This is a genomic window from Sphingomonas sp. CFBP 8765, assembly GCF_014841445.1.
Classification (GTDB): Bacteria; Pseudomonadota; Alphaproteobacteria; order Sphingomonadales; family Sphingomonadaceae; genus Sphingomonas; species Sphingomonas aerolata.
The window spans coordinates 451,614-469,861 of the sequence record NZ_JACYTY010000003.1; the positions used below are offsets into that span (position 1 = coordinate 451,614).

20 protein-coding genes are annotated in these 18,248 nt (G+C 67.3%); 8 read left to right on the forward strand and 12 right to left on the reverse strand.

The window, feature by feature from the left end:
* Positions 1-106: 106 nt before the first annotated feature.
* The 4 genes from lpdA to IFT87_RS10680 form a co-directional block, all read right to left on the reverse strand.
* On the reverse strand, positions 107-1,501 hold the full coding sequence (gene lpdA, locus IFT87_RS10665) for a dihydrolipoyl dehydrogenase (protein ID WP_037529779.1): 1,395 nt from the start codon (positions 1,499-1,501) through the stop codon (positions 107-109).
* 21 nt (positions 1,502-1,522) lie between these two features.
* The gene (locus IFT87_RS10670; RefSeq protein ID WP_052149110.1) at positions 1,523-1,864 is read right to left on the reverse strand and encodes an acyl-CoA thioesterase; all 342 of its coding nucleotides are present in this window, start codon (positions 1,862-1,864) and stop codon (positions 1,523-1,525) included.
* 44 nt (positions 1,865-1,908) lie between these two features.
* Positions 1,909-2,121: a hypothetical protein gene (locus IFT87_RS10675; RefSeq protein WP_037529783.1), complete on the reverse strand. Its 213-nt coding sequence runs from the start codon at positions 2,119-2,121 to the stop codon at positions 1,909-1,911.
* Between the two features lie 111 nt (positions 2,122-2,232).
* A complete protein-coding gene (locus IFT87_RS10680; protein WP_031439455.1) occupies positions 2,233-3,600 on the reverse strand; it encodes a pyruvate dehydrogenase complex dihydrolipoamide acetyltransferase in 1,368 nt (455 codons plus the stop codon).
* Positions 3,601-3,734: 134 nt separating this feature from the next.
* On the opposite strand from IFT87_RS10680, the gene IFT87_RS10685 reads away from it, so the two are divergent.
* Positions 3,735-4,190: a universal stress protein gene (locus tag IFT87_RS10685; RefSeq protein WP_031394497.1), complete on the forward strand. Its 456-nt coding sequence runs from the start codon at positions 3,735-3,737 to the stop codon at positions 4,188-4,190.
* Positions 4,191-4,284: 94 nt separating this feature from the next.
* Entirely contained in the window at positions 4,285-5,568 is a 1,284-nt protein-coding gene (locus IFT87_RS10690; protein ID WP_031439456.1) for a M20/M25/M40 family metallo-hydrolase, read from the forward strand.
* Positions 5,569-5,571: 3 nt separating this feature from the next.
* Here IFT87_RS10690 and IFT87_RS10695 read toward each other — a convergent pair whose 3' ends face one another.
* From IFT87_RS10695 to IFT87_RS10710, 4 genes are all read right to left on the reverse strand, one after another.
* Positions 5,572-6,429 carry an RcnB family protein gene (locus IFT87_RS10695; protein WP_052149108.1) on the reverse strand — a complete coding sequence of 286 codons (858 nt, stop codon included), beginning with the start codon at positions 6,427-6,429 and terminating at the stop codon, positions 5,572-5,574.
* Between the two features lie 130 nt (positions 6,430-6,559).
* The gene (locus IFT87_RS10700) at positions 6,560-7,042 is read right to left on the reverse strand and encodes a GAF domain-containing protein (RefSeq protein ID WP_031439458.1); all 483 of its coding nucleotides are present in this window, start codon (positions 7,040-7,042) and stop codon (positions 6,560-6,562) included.
* Between the two features lie 19 nt (positions 7,043-7,061).
* Entirely contained in the window at positions 7,062-7,475 is a 414-nt protein-coding gene (arfB, locus tag IFT87_RS10705; protein WP_031394492.1) for an alternative ribosome rescue aminoacyl-tRNA hydrolase ArfB, read from the reverse strand.
* Positions 7,468-8,193, reverse strand: a complete 726-nt coding sequence (locus tag IFT87_RS10710; protein WP_042466529.1) for an RluA family pseudouridine synthase — start codon at positions 8,191-8,193, stop codon at positions 7,468-7,470. Before IFT87_RS10710 ends, arfB begins: the two co-directional genes overlap by 8 nt.
* Before the next feature lie 46 nt (positions 8,194-8,239).
* Between IFT87_RS10710 and IFT87_RS10715 the strand changes: the two genes are divergently transcribed.
* Entirely contained in the window at positions 8,240-8,995 is a 756-nt protein-coding gene (locus tag IFT87_RS10715) for a M15 family metallopeptidase (RefSeq protein ID WP_192008424.1), read from the forward strand.
* 32 nt (positions 8,996-9,027) lie between these two features.
* On the opposite strand, the gene wrbA is transcribed toward IFT87_RS10715, so the two are convergent.
* The gene (wrbA, locus tag IFT87_RS10720) at positions 9,028-9,627 is read right to left on the reverse strand and encodes an NAD(P)H:quinone oxidoreductase (RefSeq protein WP_031439461.1); all 600 of its coding nucleotides are present in this window, start codon (positions 9,625-9,627) and stop codon (positions 9,028-9,030) included.
* A gap of 65 nt (positions 9,628-9,692) precedes the next feature.
* Entirely contained in the window at positions 9,693-10,412 is a 720-nt protein-coding gene (locus tag IFT87_RS10725; protein WP_031439462.1) for a pirin family protein, read from the reverse strand.
* Between the two features lie 115 nt (positions 10,413-10,527).
* On the opposite strand from IFT87_RS10725, the gene IFT87_RS10730 reads away from it, so the two are divergent.
* The 4 genes from IFT87_RS10730 (at position 10,528) to IFT87_RS10745 (ending at position 14,371) form a co-directional block, all read left to right on the forward strand.
* Positions 10,528-11,421: a LysR family transcriptional regulator gene (locus IFT87_RS10730; RefSeq protein WP_192008522.1), complete on the forward strand. Its 894-nt coding sequence runs from the start codon at positions 10,528-10,530 to the stop codon at positions 11,419-11,421.
* Positions 11,422-11,533: 112 nt separating this feature from the next.
* Positions 11,534-13,027, forward strand: coding sequence for a glucose-6-phosphate dehydrogenase (gene zwf, locus IFT87_RS10735; RefSeq protein WP_192008425.1), 1,494 nt, complete (start codon positions 11,534-11,536; stop codon positions 13,025-13,027).
* A gap of 185 nt (positions 13,028-13,212) precedes the next feature.
* Positions 13,213-13,914, forward strand: coding sequence for a response regulator transcription factor CtrA (gene ctrA / locus IFT87_RS10740; protein ID WP_031396653.1), 702 nt, complete (start codon positions 13,213-13,215; stop codon positions 13,912-13,914).
* 277 nt (positions 13,915-14,191) lie between these two features.
* A complete protein-coding gene (locus IFT87_RS10745) occupies positions 14,192-14,371 on the forward strand; it encodes a hypothetical protein (RefSeq protein ID WP_156360320.1) in 180 nt (59 codons plus the stop codon).
* 13 nt (positions 14,372-14,384) lie between these two features.
* Here the strand turns inward: IFT87_RS10745 and IFT87_RS10750 are convergent, their stop codons facing one another.
* Both IFT87_RS10750 and IFT87_RS10755 read right to left on the reverse strand, forming a co-directional pair.
* Positions 14,385-16,070, reverse strand: coding sequence for an amidohydrolase family protein (locus IFT87_RS10750; protein ID WP_192008426.1), 1,686 nt, complete (start codon positions 16,068-16,070; stop codon positions 14,385-14,387).
* Positions 16,067-16,921, reverse strand: coding sequence for an NAD(P)-dependent oxidoreductase (locus IFT87_RS10755; RefSeq protein WP_037529931.1), 855 nt, complete (start codon positions 16,919-16,921; stop codon positions 16,067-16,069). The genes IFT87_RS10750 and IFT87_RS10755 overlap by 4 nt, the downstream gene beginning before the upstream one ends.
* Positions 16,922-16,978: 57 nt before the next feature.
* Here IFT87_RS10755 and IFT87_RS10760 point away from each other — a divergent pair, with 57 nt between their 5' ends.
* On the forward strand, positions 16,979-18,235 hold the full coding sequence (locus IFT87_RS10760; protein ID WP_192008427.1) for a threonine ammonia-lyase: 1,257 nt from the start codon (positions 16,979-16,981) through the stop codon (positions 18,233-18,235).
* Positions 18,236-18,248 lie beyond the last annotated feature (13 nt).

The following is an 18,248-nucleotide window of genomic DNA, read 5'->3' on the forward strand; positions in this document are numbered from 1 at the left end:
TCATGGCGACGGCAAAACGGCGCACGATCGGTCTGATCGCGCGCCGCATTGTGATCGGTGCCACCACCCGCCGCGCCGAAGCGGGGGTGACGTCACGCGGTCGGGCTCAGTAGTGGATCGAGCGGCCGTAGGCGCCCAGCACGCTCTCGTGCATCATCTCGCTGAGCGTCGGATGGGCGAACACCGTCTCCATCAGCTCGGCCTCGGTCGTCTCGAGCTGGCGCGCGACGACATAGCCCTGGATCAGTTCGGTGACTTCCGCGCCGACCATGTGCGCGCCGAGCAGCTCCCCGGTCTTCGCGTCGAACACCGTCTTCACGAAGCCCTCGGCCTCGCCGAGCGCGATCGCCTTGCCGTTGCCGATGAACGGGAATTTGCCGACCTTCAGCTCGTACCCGGCTTCCTTGGCCTTCGCCTCGGTCATGCCGACGCTCGCGACCTGCGGGCGCGAATAGGTGCAGCCGGGGATATTGGCCTTGTCCATCTGGTGCGGCGACCCGCCCGCGATCTTCTCGACCGCGATGATGCCCTCATGGCTGGCCTTGTGCGCGAGCCACGGCGCGCCGGTGACGTCGCCGATCGCCCAGATGCCGTCGACATTGGTGCGACCATAGCCGTCGGTCTTGATGTGCCCGCGGTCGGTCTCGACGCCGAGCGCTTCCAGCCCGATATTCTCGGTGTTGGGGACGATGCCGATCGCGACGATTGCGTGGCTGAACGTCTCCTCGACGACCTTGCCGTCCTTGTGCTTGATCTTCGCGGTGACGCCGCTGCCCGATGGCGCCAGGCCTTCGAGGCCGGTGCCGGTCAGGAGCTTTATCCCCTGCTTCGTCAGCGCCTTGTCCATGAACGCGGAGACTTCCTCGTCCTCGACCGGCAGGATCCGCGGGAGCATCTCGACGATCGTCACATCGGCGCCCATGTCGTTGTAGAAGCTGGCGAATTCGACGCCGATCGCGCCCGATCCGATGACCAGCAGCTTGGTCGGCATCTCGGTCGGCACCATCGCGTGGCGATAGGTCCAGATCGTCTTCCCGTCGGCCTTGGCGAACGGCAGGTCGCGCGCGCGCGCGCCGGTCGCGACGATGATGTTCTTGGCCTCGAGCTCGACGGTCTTGTCGCCCTGCTTGACGCTCAGCTTGCCCTTTGCGGTCACGGTGCCGACGCCTTCGACGACGGTCACCTTGTTCTTCTTCATCAGGCCCTTCACGCCCGCATTCAGCTGGCCCGCGACCTTGCGGCTGCGGTCGACGACCTTGGCGAGATCGAAGCCGACATTGTCCGCCTTCAGGCCATAGCTCTCGGCATTCTGCATGTAGTGATAGATTTCCGACGTGCGCAGCAGCGCCTTGGTCGGGATGCAGCCCCAGTTGAGGCAGATGCCGCCCAGGCGCTCGCGCTCGACGATCGCGACCTTGAGGCCGAGCTGGCTCGCGCGGATTGCCGCGACATAGCCGCCGGGGCCCGAACCAAGGATGACCAGATCATAGGTGTCAGCCACGTGGAGAGTCCTTCAAGTGAATCAGTTGGAAGCGGGCGGCACGGGCCGCGGTTTGCGGTCGTCGCAGACCGCGACGAAGATGAAGCGCGCCTGTGTCACCTTGCAGCTGTCGTTGCTGTGCCGCGCGCGGCGCCATGCCTCGACCTCGATCGTCATTGAGGTGCGACCGACCGCGATCAGCTCTGCATAGACCGACACTTCGTCGCCGACGACGACGGGCATGTGGAATTTCATCGCATCGGCCGCGATCGTGACCGCGCGACCGCCGCTGCGCCGCGACGCCACCGACCCCGCGGCGAGATCCATCTGCCCCATCAGCCATCCGCCGAAGATGTCGCCGTAAGGGTTGGCATCGGCGGGCATCGCGGTGACGCGGATCGTCGGCGCCTTGTCGGGGGGCAGGTCGGTCACGCGTGGCTCCTGCTGGTCTGTCGGTCGAGGATGCGGGCCTGCCGCAGCGGCCCGATCCCCATGATCACGGTCACGACCATCGCCGCCGCCCCGCACCACCAGATCACGTCCTGCCCGAGCGGATAGGACCAGGCCGCCGCCCAGGTGATCGCGACCGCGACGCCGAGCCCGACGAGGATATGCAGGATCTCGATGAGCGTCCTGATCATGACGCGCGCCGGCCCGACCCCGTTCGTGCCGAGCGAAGTCGAGGCCCATGTGACACATGCCCTTCGACTTCGCTCAGGGCGAACGGGAGAGGGGCCACAGCGGTCACGGTCTTACGCCAGCATGCCCAGCGGGTTTTCGACCAGATGCTTGAACGCCTTCATGAACTGCGCGCCGTCCGCGCCGTCGATCGCGCGGTGGTCGAAGCTGCCGGTCGCCGACATAACGGTCGCCACGGTGAGCTCGTCGCCGATCACATAGGGACGCTTCTCGCCCGCACCGATCGCGAGGATCATCGCCTGGGGCGGGTTGATGACCGCGTCGAACTGCGTGATGCCGAACATGCCCATGTTGCTGATCGAGGCGGTGCCGCCCTGATATTCCTCGGGCTTCAGCTTGCCGTCGCGTGCGCGGGCGGCGAGGTCCTTCATCTGCGTCGAGATCGACGACAGCGAGGCGGTGTCCGCACCGACGATGATCGGCGTGATCAGACCCGACGGCGTGCTGACCGCAACCGAGATGTCGGCGCGCTGGAAGCTGATCAGCTGGTCGGGCGTGAACATCACGTTGCAGGTCGGGACCTGCATCAGCGCGACGGCCTGCGCCTTGATCAGCAGATCGTTGACCGACAGCTTCACGCCGCGCGCTTCGAGGCTCTTGTTCAGCTCGCCGCGCAGCTTGAGCAGCGCGTCGAGACGCACGTCCACGGTCAGGTAGATGTGCGGAACGGTCTGCTTCGATTCGGTCAGGCGGCGCGCGATCGTCTTGCGCACGTTGCTGAGCTTGGTCGACTCGTGCGGGATATCCGGCACGACCGCGGGCTTGGCTGCGGGTGCTGGCGCGGCAGCGGAGGCGGCCGGTGCGGCGGCTTCGGTCGCGGCGGCAGGTGCGGCCCCGGGCTTCGCGCTGTCGACATCAGCCTTGACGATGCGACCCTTCGGCCCCGAACCCGACACCGAACCAAGGTCGATCCCCTTGTCGGCGGCGAGGCGGCGGGCGAGCGGGCTCGCCTTCACACGATCACCGCTGGCGGGCTTCGAATCGGGCTTGGACTCGGATGCGGCGCCCGCATCGGCGGGACGACCATGATCCTCGGCCGACGTCTCGGTCCGGGCGACGGGCTTGGCCTCGCTGCCGGTGTCGTTGGGATCCTTGGGATCGGGCTTGGCCTCCGATTCCTTGGCCGCGGGGACGGGCGTCTCGCTCTTGGTCGGCGCGGACACCGAGGACGCATCCTCGCCTTCCTCGGCCAGGATCGCGATGACGGTGCCGACCTTCACATTGTCGGTCGCCTCGGCCACCAGGATCTTGGCGATCACGCCTTCGTCGACCGCTTCGAATTCCATCGTCGCTTTGTCGGTCTCGATCTCGGCCATGATGTCGCCGGACTTCACCGTATCGCCTTCCTTCACCAGCCATTTGGCGAGGGTGCCCTCCTCCATGGTCGGCGACAGGGCAGGCATTTTGATCTCGATCGACATGGAGGTCCCCAGGGCGTTACGTAACGGCATGCCTACTCGCGCCCCCGCCCGTCCGGGTCAACCCCGCGAAGCCGCCTTCCCCTTGCGCGAACCGCATCTGCACGGCACCTAAGCCCGATAAACAGGGGAATATGATGCGTGTCTATCTGGTGGTCATCGACGAGTCGCCCGAGGCCGGTATCGCGTTGCGCTTCGCGGCGCGACGCGCGGTGAAGACCGGCGGCGGCGTCGAGATCCTCACGCTGATTCCGCCGCAGGAATTCATCGCGTTCGGCGGTGTCCAGGCGACGATCGAGGAGGAGGCGCGGCTCCACGCCGAGGGCCTCGTCGCGGCTGCGGCGGGCACGCTGATTGAGGAATCGGATCTGCGCCCGTCGATCACCGTGCGCGAGGGCGAAGGCCCCAAGATCATCCGCGAGATGATCGCTGCCAACCCCAATATTGCCGCGCTGGTGCTCGGCGCCGCGGCGAGCGGTGCGCCGGGTGCGCTGATCGCGCATTTTTCCGGCACCGATGCGGGTGCGCTGCCCGTGCCGGTCATGATCATCCCGGGGTCGCTGACCAGCGAGGCGATCGACCGGCTCAGCTGACGGCGGCGGGAGATGACGGCGGCAAAGGGCTAAACCAAGCGAATCCAACACTCCCCGCTTGAGCTCCCCGGCCGAAGCCGCCACGGTGACGCCGATGCCGATCCTCGCCCTCCCGCTGCTCGCCGCAGCCGCCGCCGCGCTTCCCGCGCCCTCCGCCACCCGCCTCAAGGCCGATGTGACCGCGATGGTCGGGTTCGGCACGCGCCACACCGCATCGACCACCACCGATCCGAAGCGCGGCATTGGCGCCGCACGCAGCTGGGCTGCGGCGCGCTTCGCCGAGATCGGCCGCGCCTGTGGCGGCTGCGTCACGGTCGAGCGGATCGGCCGCACCGTGTCGGGTCCGCGCGCACCGACCGGCGTCTATGTCGAGGACGTGCTGGGCATCCAGAAGGGGCGCGACCCGAATCGCGTCGTGATCGTCGGCGCGCATATCGACAGCCGTGTGACCGACGTCATGAACGTGACGAGCGACGCGCCCGGCGCGAACGACAATGCGTCGGGCGTCGCGCTGGTGCTCGAAGCCGCCCGCGCGCTGTCAAAGCGGCAGTTCGACGCGACCATCGTCTATGCGGTCTTTTCGGGTGAGGAACAGGGGCTGTGGGGCGCCGAGCTGCTCGCCGACACCGCCAAGGCGCGCGGCTGGACCGTCACCGCGATGCTCAACAACGACATTGTCGGCAACACGATCGGCCAGGGCGGCGTCCGCATGGCGTCGAGCGTCCGCGTCTTTTCCGAAGGCATTCGCGCATCCGAAGACCTTGCCGCGCAGATCGGTCGTCGCGCCGAGGGTGGCGAGGACGATGGCCCCAGCCGCGCGCTCGCCAAGACGATCGACGGCGTCGCGGGCACGATTCCCGGCGGGCTCGACGTGATGCTCGACCGTCGCCCCGACCGGTTCGGCCGCGGCGGCGATCACGAACCCTTTCTGAAGCTCGGCTATCCCGCGGTGCGCTTCTCGGTCGCGGCGGAGAATTGGGATCGCCAGCACCAGGACCTGCGCACCGAAAACGGCGTCGACTATGGCGACACGATCGCCGGGATGGACTTCCCCTATCTGGCCAAGGTGACCGCGATCAACATCGCCACGCTCGCCCGCCTCGCCGCCGCGCCCGCGGCACCGGGTGACGTATCGATCGCCGGTGCCCTGTCGCGCGACACCCAGGTCAAATGGGCCGCGGTTCCGGGTGCGGCAGGCTACCGCGTCCGCTGGCGGCGCAACGACACGCAGGACTGGAAGGACGTGCGCGACGTCACCGGCACCGAGACGCTGCTCGCCCAGACCCCCGTCGACGACCATTTCGTCGGCGTGTCCGCACTCGGCGCGGATGGCAGCGAGAGCGTCGTCAGCTTCGCGGGCCGCGAACGCCGCCGCTGAGCGCTAGCGCGCCGACCCCAGGGTGCCGCCCCGCGTCCGGCCCGGTCCACGACGCGGGGTCGTCCGCCGGTAGGTCACGGGTTCGGTGATATATTCGGTCGTCGTCGTGGTCGTCGTGACCGGCACCGACTGGACGGTGACCGTCGTCGTCCCGTCGCCGGCATAGGCTGTGCCGCCGGGATAGCCGCCGCCGGTGGTCGTCACGGTGGTCATCCCGTCGGGCGACACCCATGTCCCGCCACGCTGCTGCACGGGCGGCAATGGCTGGTCGCGATAGGCGGCCCCCGCAAAGTCCGGCGCCGCTTCGACGCGGGTCGTCACATAGGTCCGCCGCGTTACCGGCCGCGGCTGGCGGCGGGCATAGACCCGGTCGTCCGCCCGCCCGTCGAAGCTTTGCACGTCATAGCGCGGGGCGGCATCGCCTCCATTCGCGCCGTCCCATTCGACCCCGGTACGCGTATCGAAGATCGATCCCCGCGCATCGATCAGCACCGCGTCGTCGAAATAGCGCGTCCAGCGATAGCCCGGCGGCGGCGGTGCCAACCCATAGTCGCGCCAGTCGACGATCCCGAACCGGGGCGCGATCCAATAGGCCGGCAGCGCCCAACCCCGGTACGGCCGACGATAACCGCTCCAGCCGCCCGGCGCGTTCGCCCCGGCCGACCAGCCACCATCGACGCTGCTGCCCCGGCGCGCGTCGCTGGACGCGGCGGGCTCCGGGTTTACGCTGACCGCGCTGCGGGCAGGAACGGAATAGGTCGCACCGGGCCGCGATGCCCCGTCCGGACGCCGCTGCGCCTCGGCCGTCGTGCCCGCCACCGCCATGATCAGTGCGAGACCGACGATCACCTTCATGCGCATGACATCTTCTCCCCTGACGCACGACACGCTCCAGGGCCGCGTCCTATGCTGACGCAGTGCGTACCAAAGCCGCCCCAGCGCGGCCAGCCGCAACCCGGTCCCGATTCGGAGCAGGCGTCAGGTCAGGGGGTCAGCCGATCCGTGACGCCAGCAACGCGACCAGCGCCTCGCACCCGGCCGCATCCTCGGCATCGAACCGTGCCGGCTCGGGGCTGTCGAGATCGAGCACGCCGATCAACCGGCCGTCGCTGACGACCGGCACGACGAGCTCGGACCGGCTCGCCGCGTCGCAGGCGATATGCCCGGGAAACGCATGGACGTCCTCGACCAGCTGCGTCGTTCGCTCCGCCGCCGCAGTGCCGCACACGCCCTTGCCCATCGCGATCCGGATACAGGCGACCTTGCCCTGGAACGGCCCCAGGACCAGCTCGCCCTCGACCGCACGATAGAAGCCCGCCCAGTTGAGATCGGGCAGATATTCCCAGACCAGCGCGGCCGCATTCGCCATGTTCGCGATCGGATCGCGCTCGTCCACGGTCAGCGCGTCGAGCGCCGCGAGCAGGTCGCGGTACAGATCGGCCTTCGAACCGCCGGAAATATCGAACTGGTACATCGTCGCCTCTTGTCTGCGGTTAGTCTTCGCGAACCCGCCCGCGCCCGGCCTTGACCGAACTGCGGACCTTCTTCGTATCCACCCGCCGTGCCTTGGCGGCCCTGGACGGCTTGGTCTTGACCCGGTGCGCGTCGCGGTGCTGCGCCTGCGCGATCAGTTCGAGCACGCGGTCGCGCGCATCGGCGCGATTGGCCTCCTGCGTGCGAAACCGACGCGCTGTGATGACAAGCACCCCCGCCGCGGTCATCCGGCTGCCCGCGACCAGCTTCAGCCGGCGATAGGTTTCGGGGTGCAGGCCCAGCGCGAATATGTCGACGCGCAACTGGCACGCGGTCGCCACCTTGTTGACGTTCTGCCCGCCCGGCCCCGAGGCCGCGAGGAACTTCTCCTCGATCGCCCCCTCAAGCAGGGAGGCGTCGATCACGTCAGCCATTATCGGGTTCGGGACGCGGATCCGGCGCGGACGCGTCCTGCGGGGACGGCGTCGCCTCGACGCCCGGTTCCTCGCCGAAGCCCGCGGTCGCGAACCGTTCTGGCAGCGGCGCGATACCGACGACATCGGCCTTGCCCGGCCGCGGTACAACCAGCCGCTGCGCGTGGAGCATCATGCCCAGGCGATCCTTCTGCCCATAGACCGGATCCCCGACGACCGCTGCGCCGAGGCCCAGCGCGGCATGAACACGGATCTGGTGCGTCCGCCCGGTCTGGGGGATGAATTCGACCAGCGAGCGCCCATCGCGCGTCGCGAGCACGCGCCAGCCGGTGCGCGCCGCCTTGCCCTTGGCGTCCTCGACCATCCGCCAGCCCTCTTCGGCGCTGCTGATCTTGCCGAGCGGCATGTCGATCGTTCCGGTTTCCTCGGCAGGGACACCGTCGAGCACCGCCAGATAGCGCTTCGAGACCAGGCCCTGCTCGAACGCCTGCTGCAACCGCGCATGCGCCTTGGGATTGCGCGACAGCAGCAGGCAGCCGCTCGTGTCGCGATCGAGCCGGTGCACCGGCATCGGCCAGCGCTGGAATCCAAATTTGAGACTTTCGAGATGATTCTCGAGGCTCAGCGAGCCGTCACGAGGAGGATCGACCGGCAGCCCGGCGGGCTTGTCGATGATCAGGGCCTCGCCGTCGAGGAAAAGTACGCGTTCACCATGCATGTGCCGCCCTTGCCAGCATCTGCGCCCGCATGCCAGAGCCCGCACGATGTTGCGTAGCCCCCTAGTTCTTTCATTGCTGCTGATCCCGGCCGCCGCCAATGCGCAACTCTGCGCCGGACAGAGCGCGGCGATCGCCGCCGATGGTCGCGCATTCGGGCATCTGCCTTACGGCGACGCCGCCCCGTCCGAGCTGGTCGCCGCCCCGTCCGACTTCGGCGTCCGCCAGACCTGCGTGGTCCGCCGCGACATGCTGCCCGACCTGCTTCGCCTGCTCGCTGCGGCCAAATCAGACCCGGCGGTGATGGGGGAATTGCGCGGCCTGTCGTGCCAGCGTTCGATCGCGCAGCAGCGCAGCGTGTTCTGCCGCGAGTCGGAAACATCGGCAGCCGAACGCGCAATCTCGGTCGCGCCGCCGGGCTATAGCGAACATTCGACTGGCTATGTCGTCGACTTCGCCATCCGGCCAGCCAATGGCTGTCGCGATGCCGAGGCGTGCATGGCGGCAACTCCCGCCGCGCGCTGGCTGCGCGCGAACGCGACGCGGTTCGGATTCGAACAATCCTTCCCCGGCGGGAACAAGCAGAACGTCAAATGGGAGCCATGGCACTGGCGCTGGGTCGGCGCGACCGCCGATGCACCCGGCGCGGCAAAGGCGCGCTTCGTGTTCGCCAGGGCGCGGCGGCTCTATCCCGCCGACCCGGCGATCCTGCCGCCCGCGCCCCCGCCGGTCGTCGCACCCGCGGTGCCGGCCGCGCCCGTCCCGGCGCTTCCGTCCGAAAAGGGCAAACGCCGCAAGCGCTGATCCCCCCGGTCGCCCCGAGGGATCGTTCGCGCTTACTTCAGCTTCGCGGCCGTCTCGGCGATCCGCTTGCCCTGGTAGCGCGCACCGTCGAGTTCGACGCTGCTCGGCATCCGGCTGCCATCGCCATCGGAGATCGTCGTCGCGCCGTAGGGCGAGCCGCCCTTGACCGCGTCGACGCCCATCTGCCCCTGGAAGCCATAGTCCAAGCCGACGATCGTCATGCCGTGATGGAGCAGGTTGGTCAGGATGGAGAACAACGTCGTCTCCTGCCCGCCATGCTGGCTCGCGGTCGAGGTGAACGCACCGCCGACCTTGCCGACCAGCGCGCCGGAGAACCACAGGCCACCGGTCGTGTCCCAGAAAGACGCCATCTGCGCAGGCATCCGCCCGAACCGGGTCGGTGCACCGACGATGATCGCGTCATAGTCCTTCAGTGCATCGGGGCCCTCGATCTCGGCATGCGCGCTGTCGGTCTTGAAATGCGCCGACTCGACGACCGCCTGCGGTGCGGTCTCGGCGACCCGGCGGATGTCGACTTCCGCGCCGCCCGCGCGCGCGCCTTCGGCGACGGCATCCGCCATCTGCTCGATATGGCCGTAGGACGAATAGTAGAGAACCAGAACCTTGGTCATGTCAGTCTCCTCAAGGGCAGACCATCCCGGCACAGGCCGGAATGGTCATAGGATCATCGGTAAAATTACTCGGAATCCACCAGAACGATCTCGGCCTCGTCGAGTGCCGTGATCCGCACCGTCCGGCCGCCCGAAAGTGCCGCACCGTCGCGGGTGTTGATGGTCTCGTCGTCGATCGTGATCGCGCCGGTCGCCGGGACAAGATAGGCGTGACGCCCCTCGCCCACAGCATAGTCGACACTGTCGCCCGCCTTCAGCGTCGCGGCCAGCACCCGCGCATTCGCGCGAATCGGCAGCGCGTCGCCGTCATCGGCAAAGCCGCTTGCCAGCGTCACGAACTGCCCCGAGCGCTCGCCCTTGGGGAACGGCTTTGCACCCCAGCTCGGCGAACCACCCTTGCGGCTGGGCTCGATCCAGATCTGGAAGATCGTCGTCGTCTCGGGCTCCAGATTATACTCGGCATGGCGGACGCCCGAACCGGCACTCATCACCTGGACGTCGCCGGCCTCGGTGCGGCCCTTGTTGCCGAGCGAGTCCTGATGCGTGATCGCGCCGCTGCGGACATAGGTGATGATCTCCATGTCCTGATGCGGATGCGGCGGGAAGCCCGAATTGGCGGCGATCTGATCGTCGTTCCAGACGCGGATCGCGCCCCATCCCATCCGGGCGGGGTCATAATAGCTCGCAAACGAGAAATGATGCCGCGCATTCAGCCAGCCATGATCGGCATGGCCCAGGCTGTCGAAGGGGCGGCGGTCTACGGTGTTGAGAGTCGTGGTCGTCATCAGAGGTCTCCACTTGTTGCCACCAAGATAGACACTGGCATCGCACCGTAAATAGAAACGCTGGAAACCGATCGTTTCGATTGCTAGCAAACGTGACCGCTGCGGAGAGTGAATGATGCGCCTTCCCGACCTCGAAGCCTGGGCGATCTTTGCCAGCGTCGTCGAACATCGCTCGTTCAGCGCCGCCGCCGACGCGATCGGACTGAGCAAGGCGACCGTATCGAAGGCGATCACCCGGCTCGAGGCGCATCTCGGCCAGTCGCTGTTTCATCGCACCTCGCGCCGGCTCGCGCTGACCGAGGCGGGCAAGCCACTCGCCGAACATGCCGCGCGGATCCTGGGCGAAGCGCGGCTGGCGGAGGAGTCGGCGAACGATGCCGCAAGCGCGCCGACAGGGCGCGTCCGACTGGCGGCGCCGATGAGTTTCGGGATCACCAATGTCGCGCCGCTGCTGGCCGAGTTCCTGGCCGCGCATCCCGGCATCGAGATCGACCTGCATCTGTCCGACTCGCGAGTCGACATCGTCGCCGAAGGGTTCGACGTGGCGCTGCGGATCGCCGAGCTGCCTGACAGTTCGCTGCGCGCGCGACGGCTGTGCAGCATCCAGGCGCACACCGTCGCCGCGCCTGCCTATCTGGCGGCGCACGGAACGCCGACGCATCCCGCGCAGCTCGGCGAACACCGCCTGATCGGCTATTCGAACGTCGTCGGTCCCTGGCGGTTTCAGCGCGCCGGCGAAAGCGACGTTTCGGTGCGGCTGCAGGGTCAGCTCACCGCCAATAGCGGCGAGGCGGTCGTCCCGGCGCTCGTCGCCGGTCTCGGCATCGCGCGGCTGCCCCATTTCATCATCGAGGCGCAGCTCGCGTCCGGTGCGCTGGTGACGCTGCTCGATGACTGGGCGCCCGCGCCAATCGGCCTCCACCTGCTCACCCCACCCAGCCCGCTCCGCCCGGCCCGGGTCGAAGCGCTCATCGCGTTCCTCGGCGCGCGGCTTCGCGACCCCGGCTGAACCGCGCAGGTTGAGCCCGACGGAACAATGCCCGTCGCCAGGCTATTGCTCTGCGTCACCACGGAAGGATGTCGATGCTCCCCTACCAGACCGCGCCCCGGACCCGCCGCGCATGACCGGCGCGATCCATCCCGCCCCGCCGACCACGCTCGTCATCTTCGGTGCGATGGGCGACCTGACCCGCCGGTTGCTGATGCCGGCGCTGACCAACATGACCCGGCTGGGCATGATCGGTGACGATTTTTCGGTCCTCGGGATCGGTATCGAACCCGGCGACGACGACACGCTGCGCACCGCGCTCGCCATCTTTCGCGCCAGCGCTACCACGGCGCATGCCTCGCCCGAGCAGGAGGCCGCCTGGGACCGGTTGCAGGCGCGCGTCCAGTATATGCAGGGCGATTTCACACAGGACGACGTCTATGCACGGCTGAGCGACCGGCTATCGGGCAACGCCGCCTTCTATCTCGCGGTGCCCGCGCGGTTCTTCGGCGACATCGTCGATCGGCTCGCGGCCAACGGGCTGACGCATGAAAGCAAATCCGCGTTTCGCCGGATCGCGATCGAGAAGCCGTTCGGCCACGACCTCGCTTCCGCGCAGGCGCTGAACGCGCGCATCCTGTCGCACGTCGCCGAGACGCAGATCTACCGCATCGACCATTTCCTCGGCAAGGAAACCGTCCAGAACATCATGACCGCACGCTTTGCGAACATGATGATCGAGCGGGTCTGGAATGCCGACTGCATCGCGCATGTCCAGATCACCGCCGCCGAGACCGTCGACGTCGGCACGCGCGGTGCGTTCTACGACGCGACGGGCGCATTGCGCGACATGGTCCCGAACCATCTGTTCCAGTTGCTGGCGATGGTCGCGATGGAACCCCCTGCGAGTTTCGACGCGGAGGCCATCCGCAACGAAAAGGGCAAGGTGCTGAAAGCCGTTCGGGCTTATTCGCCCGCCAAGGCGCGCCGCAACGGCGTCCGCGGCGCCTATGGTGCGGGGACGATCGGCGAGCGCGCCATCCCCGCCTTCACCGCATCGCCCGACATTGCCCCCGACAGCACCACCGAGACCTATGTCGCATTGAAGCTGATGGTCGACACGTGGCGCTGGGCGGGCGTGCCCTTCTACCTGCGCACCGGCAAGGCGATGGAGATTCGCGATACCGAGGTCGTGATCACCTTCAAGCCCGTGCCGTTCGCACAGTTTCACGCGACCGCCGCCGAGAAGCTGCCGCCGAACCGCCTGATCATCCAGATCCAGCCCGACGAGGGGCTCAGCATGGATATCAATATCAAGCGCCCCGGGCTCGAGGTCGACACCGCGCCGATCGCGCTGGTTTTCCGCTATGCCGACTCGTTCGATATCGGCGCGATGACCGGGTATGAGTCGCTGATCCACGATCTGTTCGCGGGCGACCAGACGCTGTTCCAGCGCGCCGACGCGATCGAGGCGGGATGGGCCGCGGTCCAGCCGTTCCTCGACGCATGGGCAAGCGAAGGCGCACCCGACACTTACGCCGCGGGTACGACCGGACCGGCGGCGGCAGACGAACTGCTCGCGCGCGACGGGTTTGCCTGGCACACGCTCGACCCGGCAAAGACGTGAGCCCGCGCCGCGACTCGGTTCCCGGGGTCTGATCACGGAGTTTCGGTCGGTTCCGTACCAAGAGTTCGTATAACGCTCTCATTTAAGACGGAATTAACCTTTTGCTTTCAGATGTTCTTTGGTTAATGAATCAACGGCGGATCGCTTAGCAGGGGCTGGCGTTTTCGCTAAACGGGGGACAACCCATGCGCGTGCTGCTGATCGAGGATGAGCCTACCACCGCCAAGGCCATTGAGCTTATGCTCACGACCGAGGGCTTCAACGTGTACATCACCGATCTGGGCGAAGAGGGCCTCGATCTTGGCAAGCTGTATGATTACGACATCATCCTGCTCGATCTGAACTTGCCCGACATGCACGGCTATGATGTTCTGAAGCGTCTTCGTGTTGCGCGTGTTGCGACGCCGGTGTTGATCCTGTCGGGCGTCAACGAAATGGACTCCAAGGTTCGCAGCTTCGGGTTCGGCGCGGACGATTACGTCACCAAGCCGTTCCACCGCGAGGAACTCGTCGCGCGGATCCATGCCGTTGTGCGCCGCTCGAAGGGCCATTCGCAGTCGGTCATCCGCACTGGCAAGCTCGCCGTGAACCTCGATGCCAAGACGGTCGAGGTCGATGGCAGCCGCGTTCACCTGACCGGCAAGGAATATGCGATGCTCGAGCTGCTCTCGCTGCGCAAGGGCACCACGCTGACCAAGGAAATGTTCCTCAACCACCTCTATGGCGGGATGGACGAACCTGAACTCAAGATCATCGACGTCTTCATCTGCAAGCTGCGGAAGAAGCTCAGCCTAGCGTGCGATGGCGAAAACTACATCGAGACCGTCTGGGGCCGCGGCTATGTCCTGCGCGAACCCGATGAGATGGTCGAAGCGCAAGTCGCCTGATCTGCTCGGCTGCGCGACCCAAAGTCCAAGGTCGCGCCGCTTCACTCCACAGGTTTAGGCTTGCAACCTTGCCTGATGGTGTCAGTTTAGTCTTCATCGGAGGTGTTCCATGAAAACTATCCTGCTCGCCGTCGGACTGATTGCCTGTTCTGCGGCCGCTTCTGCGCAACTTGGCGTCCCTGGCCCTAGCGGCTTAATAGGTACCAGCGCGCCGTTTCCCGGAAATCCCGGCTGGACGCCGCGCACGAACATTTCGCCCCCGTCGATCACGCCGACGATGCAACGCGAGCGCGAGGCGCGGTTGCGGCTCGTCCTGGCGACTTTCCCCGACCTGCCGACCACTCTCGCAGCCGCACCGCCCCGCCAACGGGCTGCGCTCTACGCGAAGGCCGAACACAAGGCGGTCTGGGCGCGGATCAACGCGCGCGCATCGAAGGATGCCAGCGGCGACCTTTGACGCTACCGGCCGGCTATTTCCGAACCCAGACCTTCTCGCCGCCGACCCAAGTCTCGGCAACCTTGATCGCGCGCAGTTCGGTCGGCGAAGCGATCATCGGATCGCGGTCGACGACGATGAAGTCTGCGCGCTGCCCGGCGGCGAGCGCACCGAACTTCGTTTCCGCAAACCCCGCATAGGCGGCGGCGCCCGTCATCGCCCACCACGCCTGTTCGCGCGAGATGAGCTCCTGCGGCTGCCACCCGCCCTGCGGCTGGCCGTTCGCATCCTGCCGCGTAAATGCGGCGGCCCAGGTGGCGAACGGATCGGGCTTCTCGACCGGGAAATCGGTACCAAAGGCGAGCTTCGATCCGTTCGCCAGCATCGACTTCCACGCATAGGCGCCGGTCAGCCGCCCCGGTCCGAGCCGCGCTTCCGCCATCGTCCGGTCGCTGGTCTGGTGGGTGGGCTGCATCGAGGCGATCGTGCCGAACTTGCCGAAGCGCGGCAGGTCGGCGGGATCGACGATCTGCGCATGCTCGACACGCCAGCGCCGGTCGCCCTTGTAGGTCTCGCTCTCGACCTGGATCGCGTCGAGCACCTGCTGGTCCGCGCGATCGCCGATTGCATGCACCGCGACCTGGAACCCGTCCATCGCCGCGCGGCTCATCTGGTTCTGGAGCTGCGCATCGGTCAGGAAGCCCAGCCCGGTCTGCCCCGGTGCATCGGCATAGGGTTTCAGCAACCACGCGCCGCGCGAGCCGAGCGCGCCATCGGCATAGAGCTTCACCCCGCCCATCCGCAGATGGTCGTCATACAGCCACGGCGTCGGCCCCTTGCCGCCGATCCGCCCAGCGGTCTCGACCCCCAGCGCATAGCTCATGATCCGGACGCGCAACCCGCCGATATCCGCCATCCGGCGATAGGTCAGCCAGTCGTCGAGCGTGGTGCCCATGTCGGCGACCGCGGTGACGCCGTACCCGAGCAGGATCCGCTGAGCAGTAAGGAAGGCCGCATCGCGCTCCTTGGGCAGCGGTTGCGGCACGACCTTCTCGACCAGCGATTGCGCGGCATCGACGAACACGCCCGACGGCGCGCCGCCGCTCTTCTCGATCCGCCCGCCCGCCGGGGCGACCGTGGCACCGGTGACCCCCGCCTCGCGCATCGCGACGCTGTTCGCCCAGCCGGCATGGCCGTCCGCGCGCGACAGCCAGATCGGATGGCCGCCCGACACCGAGTCGAGATCCGCGGCGGTCGGGAACCGCCCGAGCCCCCAGGCTTCCTGGTTCCAGCCGCGGCCGAGCACCCATTTGCGATCGGGATTGGCCGCGACATAGGCGGCGATCCGCGACTTTGCGTCGTCGAGCGAGGTCGCTGCCGACAGATCGAGCGACAGCGCGCCGAAGCCGAGCTCGATCACATGGCCATGCGCATCGACGAAGCCGGGCAGCACGGTCTTGCCGCCCATGTCGGTGCGCCAGTCATAGAGCGGCTTGCCCGCGTTCTTCTTCAATTCCTTGCGGCTGAGCTTGGGGGGCTCCTCCCCCGGCGGCACCAGCCGGGTCACGCGGCCGTCCTTGTCGACCAGGATCGCCTTGAACCGGACGATCTTGCCGCCCTCGGTGATGGTCAGGCCGTTGACGTTGTCGACGATCCCGTCGGCCAGCGCCGGGGTGGCGAACAGCGACAGGGCGGCACTTGCGAACAGGACAGGCTTCACTTCGGCAATCTCCGCACCAACGCACTCGTATCCTGCCGCGCGCCGCCCATGGCCTGCACATCGGCATAGAATTGATCGACCAGCGCCGCGACCGGCAGAACGGCACCGTTGCGCCGCGCCTCGTCGAGCGCGAGCCCCAGATCCTTGCGCATCCAGTCGACCGCAAAGCCGAAGTCGAAATCTTCCTTCGCCATCGTCGGCCAGCGATTGACCATCTGCCAGCTCTGCGCCGCGCCGCCCGAAATCGCCTCGAACACCTTGTCGAGGTCGAGCCCGGCATTCTGCGCGAAGCGGATCGATTCGGACACGCCCTGGATCACCCCGGCGATCGCGATCTGGTTGCACATCTTGGTCGTCTGGCCCGCGCCCGCGTCGCCGACATGCACGATGCGCGCGGCATAGGCCTGCATATACGGCTCGGCCTTCGCCATGGCGTCGGCGGAACCGCCGCACATGATCGACAATGTGCCGTTCTCGGCACCCGCCTGCCCGCCCGACACCGGCGCATCGACGGCGAACGCGCGCGCCTTCGCCAGCCGCCGGGCGATCGCGGCGGACACGGTCGTATGGTCGACGAACACCGCGTCGTCGCGCATCGCCGCGAACGCGCCGTCCTCACCCAATGTTACCGCGGCAAGATCATCGTCATTGCCGACACAGGTGAACACCGCATCCGCATCGCGTGCTGCCAGAGCCGGCGTGTCGGCGACCGATCCGCCATATTTATCGGCCCATGCCAAAGCCTTGGCCTGGGAGCGATTATAGACGGTGACGTCGTGCCCTGCCGCGACGAGATGCCCCGCCATCGGCGCGCCCATCACGCCAGTCCCGATGAATGCCAGTTTTGCCATGGATCAAGCGCATAAGCGGTGTTTCCCCTGCGCGCCAGATGGTCTAGCGCAACGCCTATGGCTACCCTCGCTGCCGTAGCGGCACCCACCCTTCCCGTGTCCATCGACGACGTCCGCGCCGCGCATGACCGGATCCGCGCCTCGATCGTCCGCACGCCGACGCTGATCAGCCGGACGCTGAGCCAGATGACCGGCGCGACGGTTTATCTGAAGTTCGAGAATCTTCAGTTCACCGCGGCCTACAAGGAACGCGGCGCGCTCAACACGCTGTTGCAGCTGTCGCCCGAGGCGTGCGCGAAGGGCGTGATCGCCGCGTCGGCGGGCAATCACGCACAGGGTCTTGCCTATCACGCCAACCGGCTCGGCATCCCTGCGACGATCGTCATGCCGACCAACACGCCGACCGTGAAGGTCACGCAGACCGAAGGGCATGGCGCCAAGGTCGTGCTGTTCGGCGACACCTTCGACGCCGCCTATGCGCATGCCCGCATCCTCGAGGGCGAATGCGGCTTCACCTTCGTCCATCCCTTCGACGACGCCCGCGTCATTGCCGGCCAGGGCACGACCGCGATCGAGATGCTCGAGGACGTGCCCGAGATCGACATGATGGTCGTCCCGATCGGCGGCGGCGGCCTGATCTCGGGCGTCGCGACCGTGACGCGGGCCAACGCCGCGCAGGGCGGTCACGCGATCGAGGTGGTCGGCGTCGAGGCCGAGCTGTTCCCGTCGATGTACAACCGCATCAACGGGACGACGATGCCCTGCGCCGGCGACACGCTGGCCGAGGGGATCGCGGTCAAGGAGCCCGGCGGCATCACCTCGAAAATGGTCGCCGAACTCGTCGAGGACATCGTCCTGGTCAGCGAGCGCAGCCTGGAGATGGCGGTCAGCCTGCTGCTCCAGATCGAGAAGACGGTCGTCGAGGGCGCCGGTGCCGCCGGCCTCGCCGCGCTGCTCCAGCATCCCGAGCGCTTCAAGGGGCGCACCGTCGGGATCATCCTGTGCGGCGGCAATATCGACACGCGGCTGCTCGCCAACGTCCTGCTGCGCGATCTCGCACGCTCGGGCCGGCTCGCACGATTGCGCATCCGCCTGCAGGATCAGCCCGGCGCGCTGTACAACGTCGCCCGGATCTTCGATCAGGAGCGGGTGAACATCATCGAGGTGTATCATCAGCGCGTCTTTACGACGCTGCCGGCAAAGGGGCTGATCACAGATATCGAATGCGAGGCCCGCGATCGCGCGCATCTCGATCGGCTGGTCACCGCGCTGAAGGCGGCGGGCTATGAGACGAGCACGGTCGAACTGGCCTGATCCCCGGCCAACG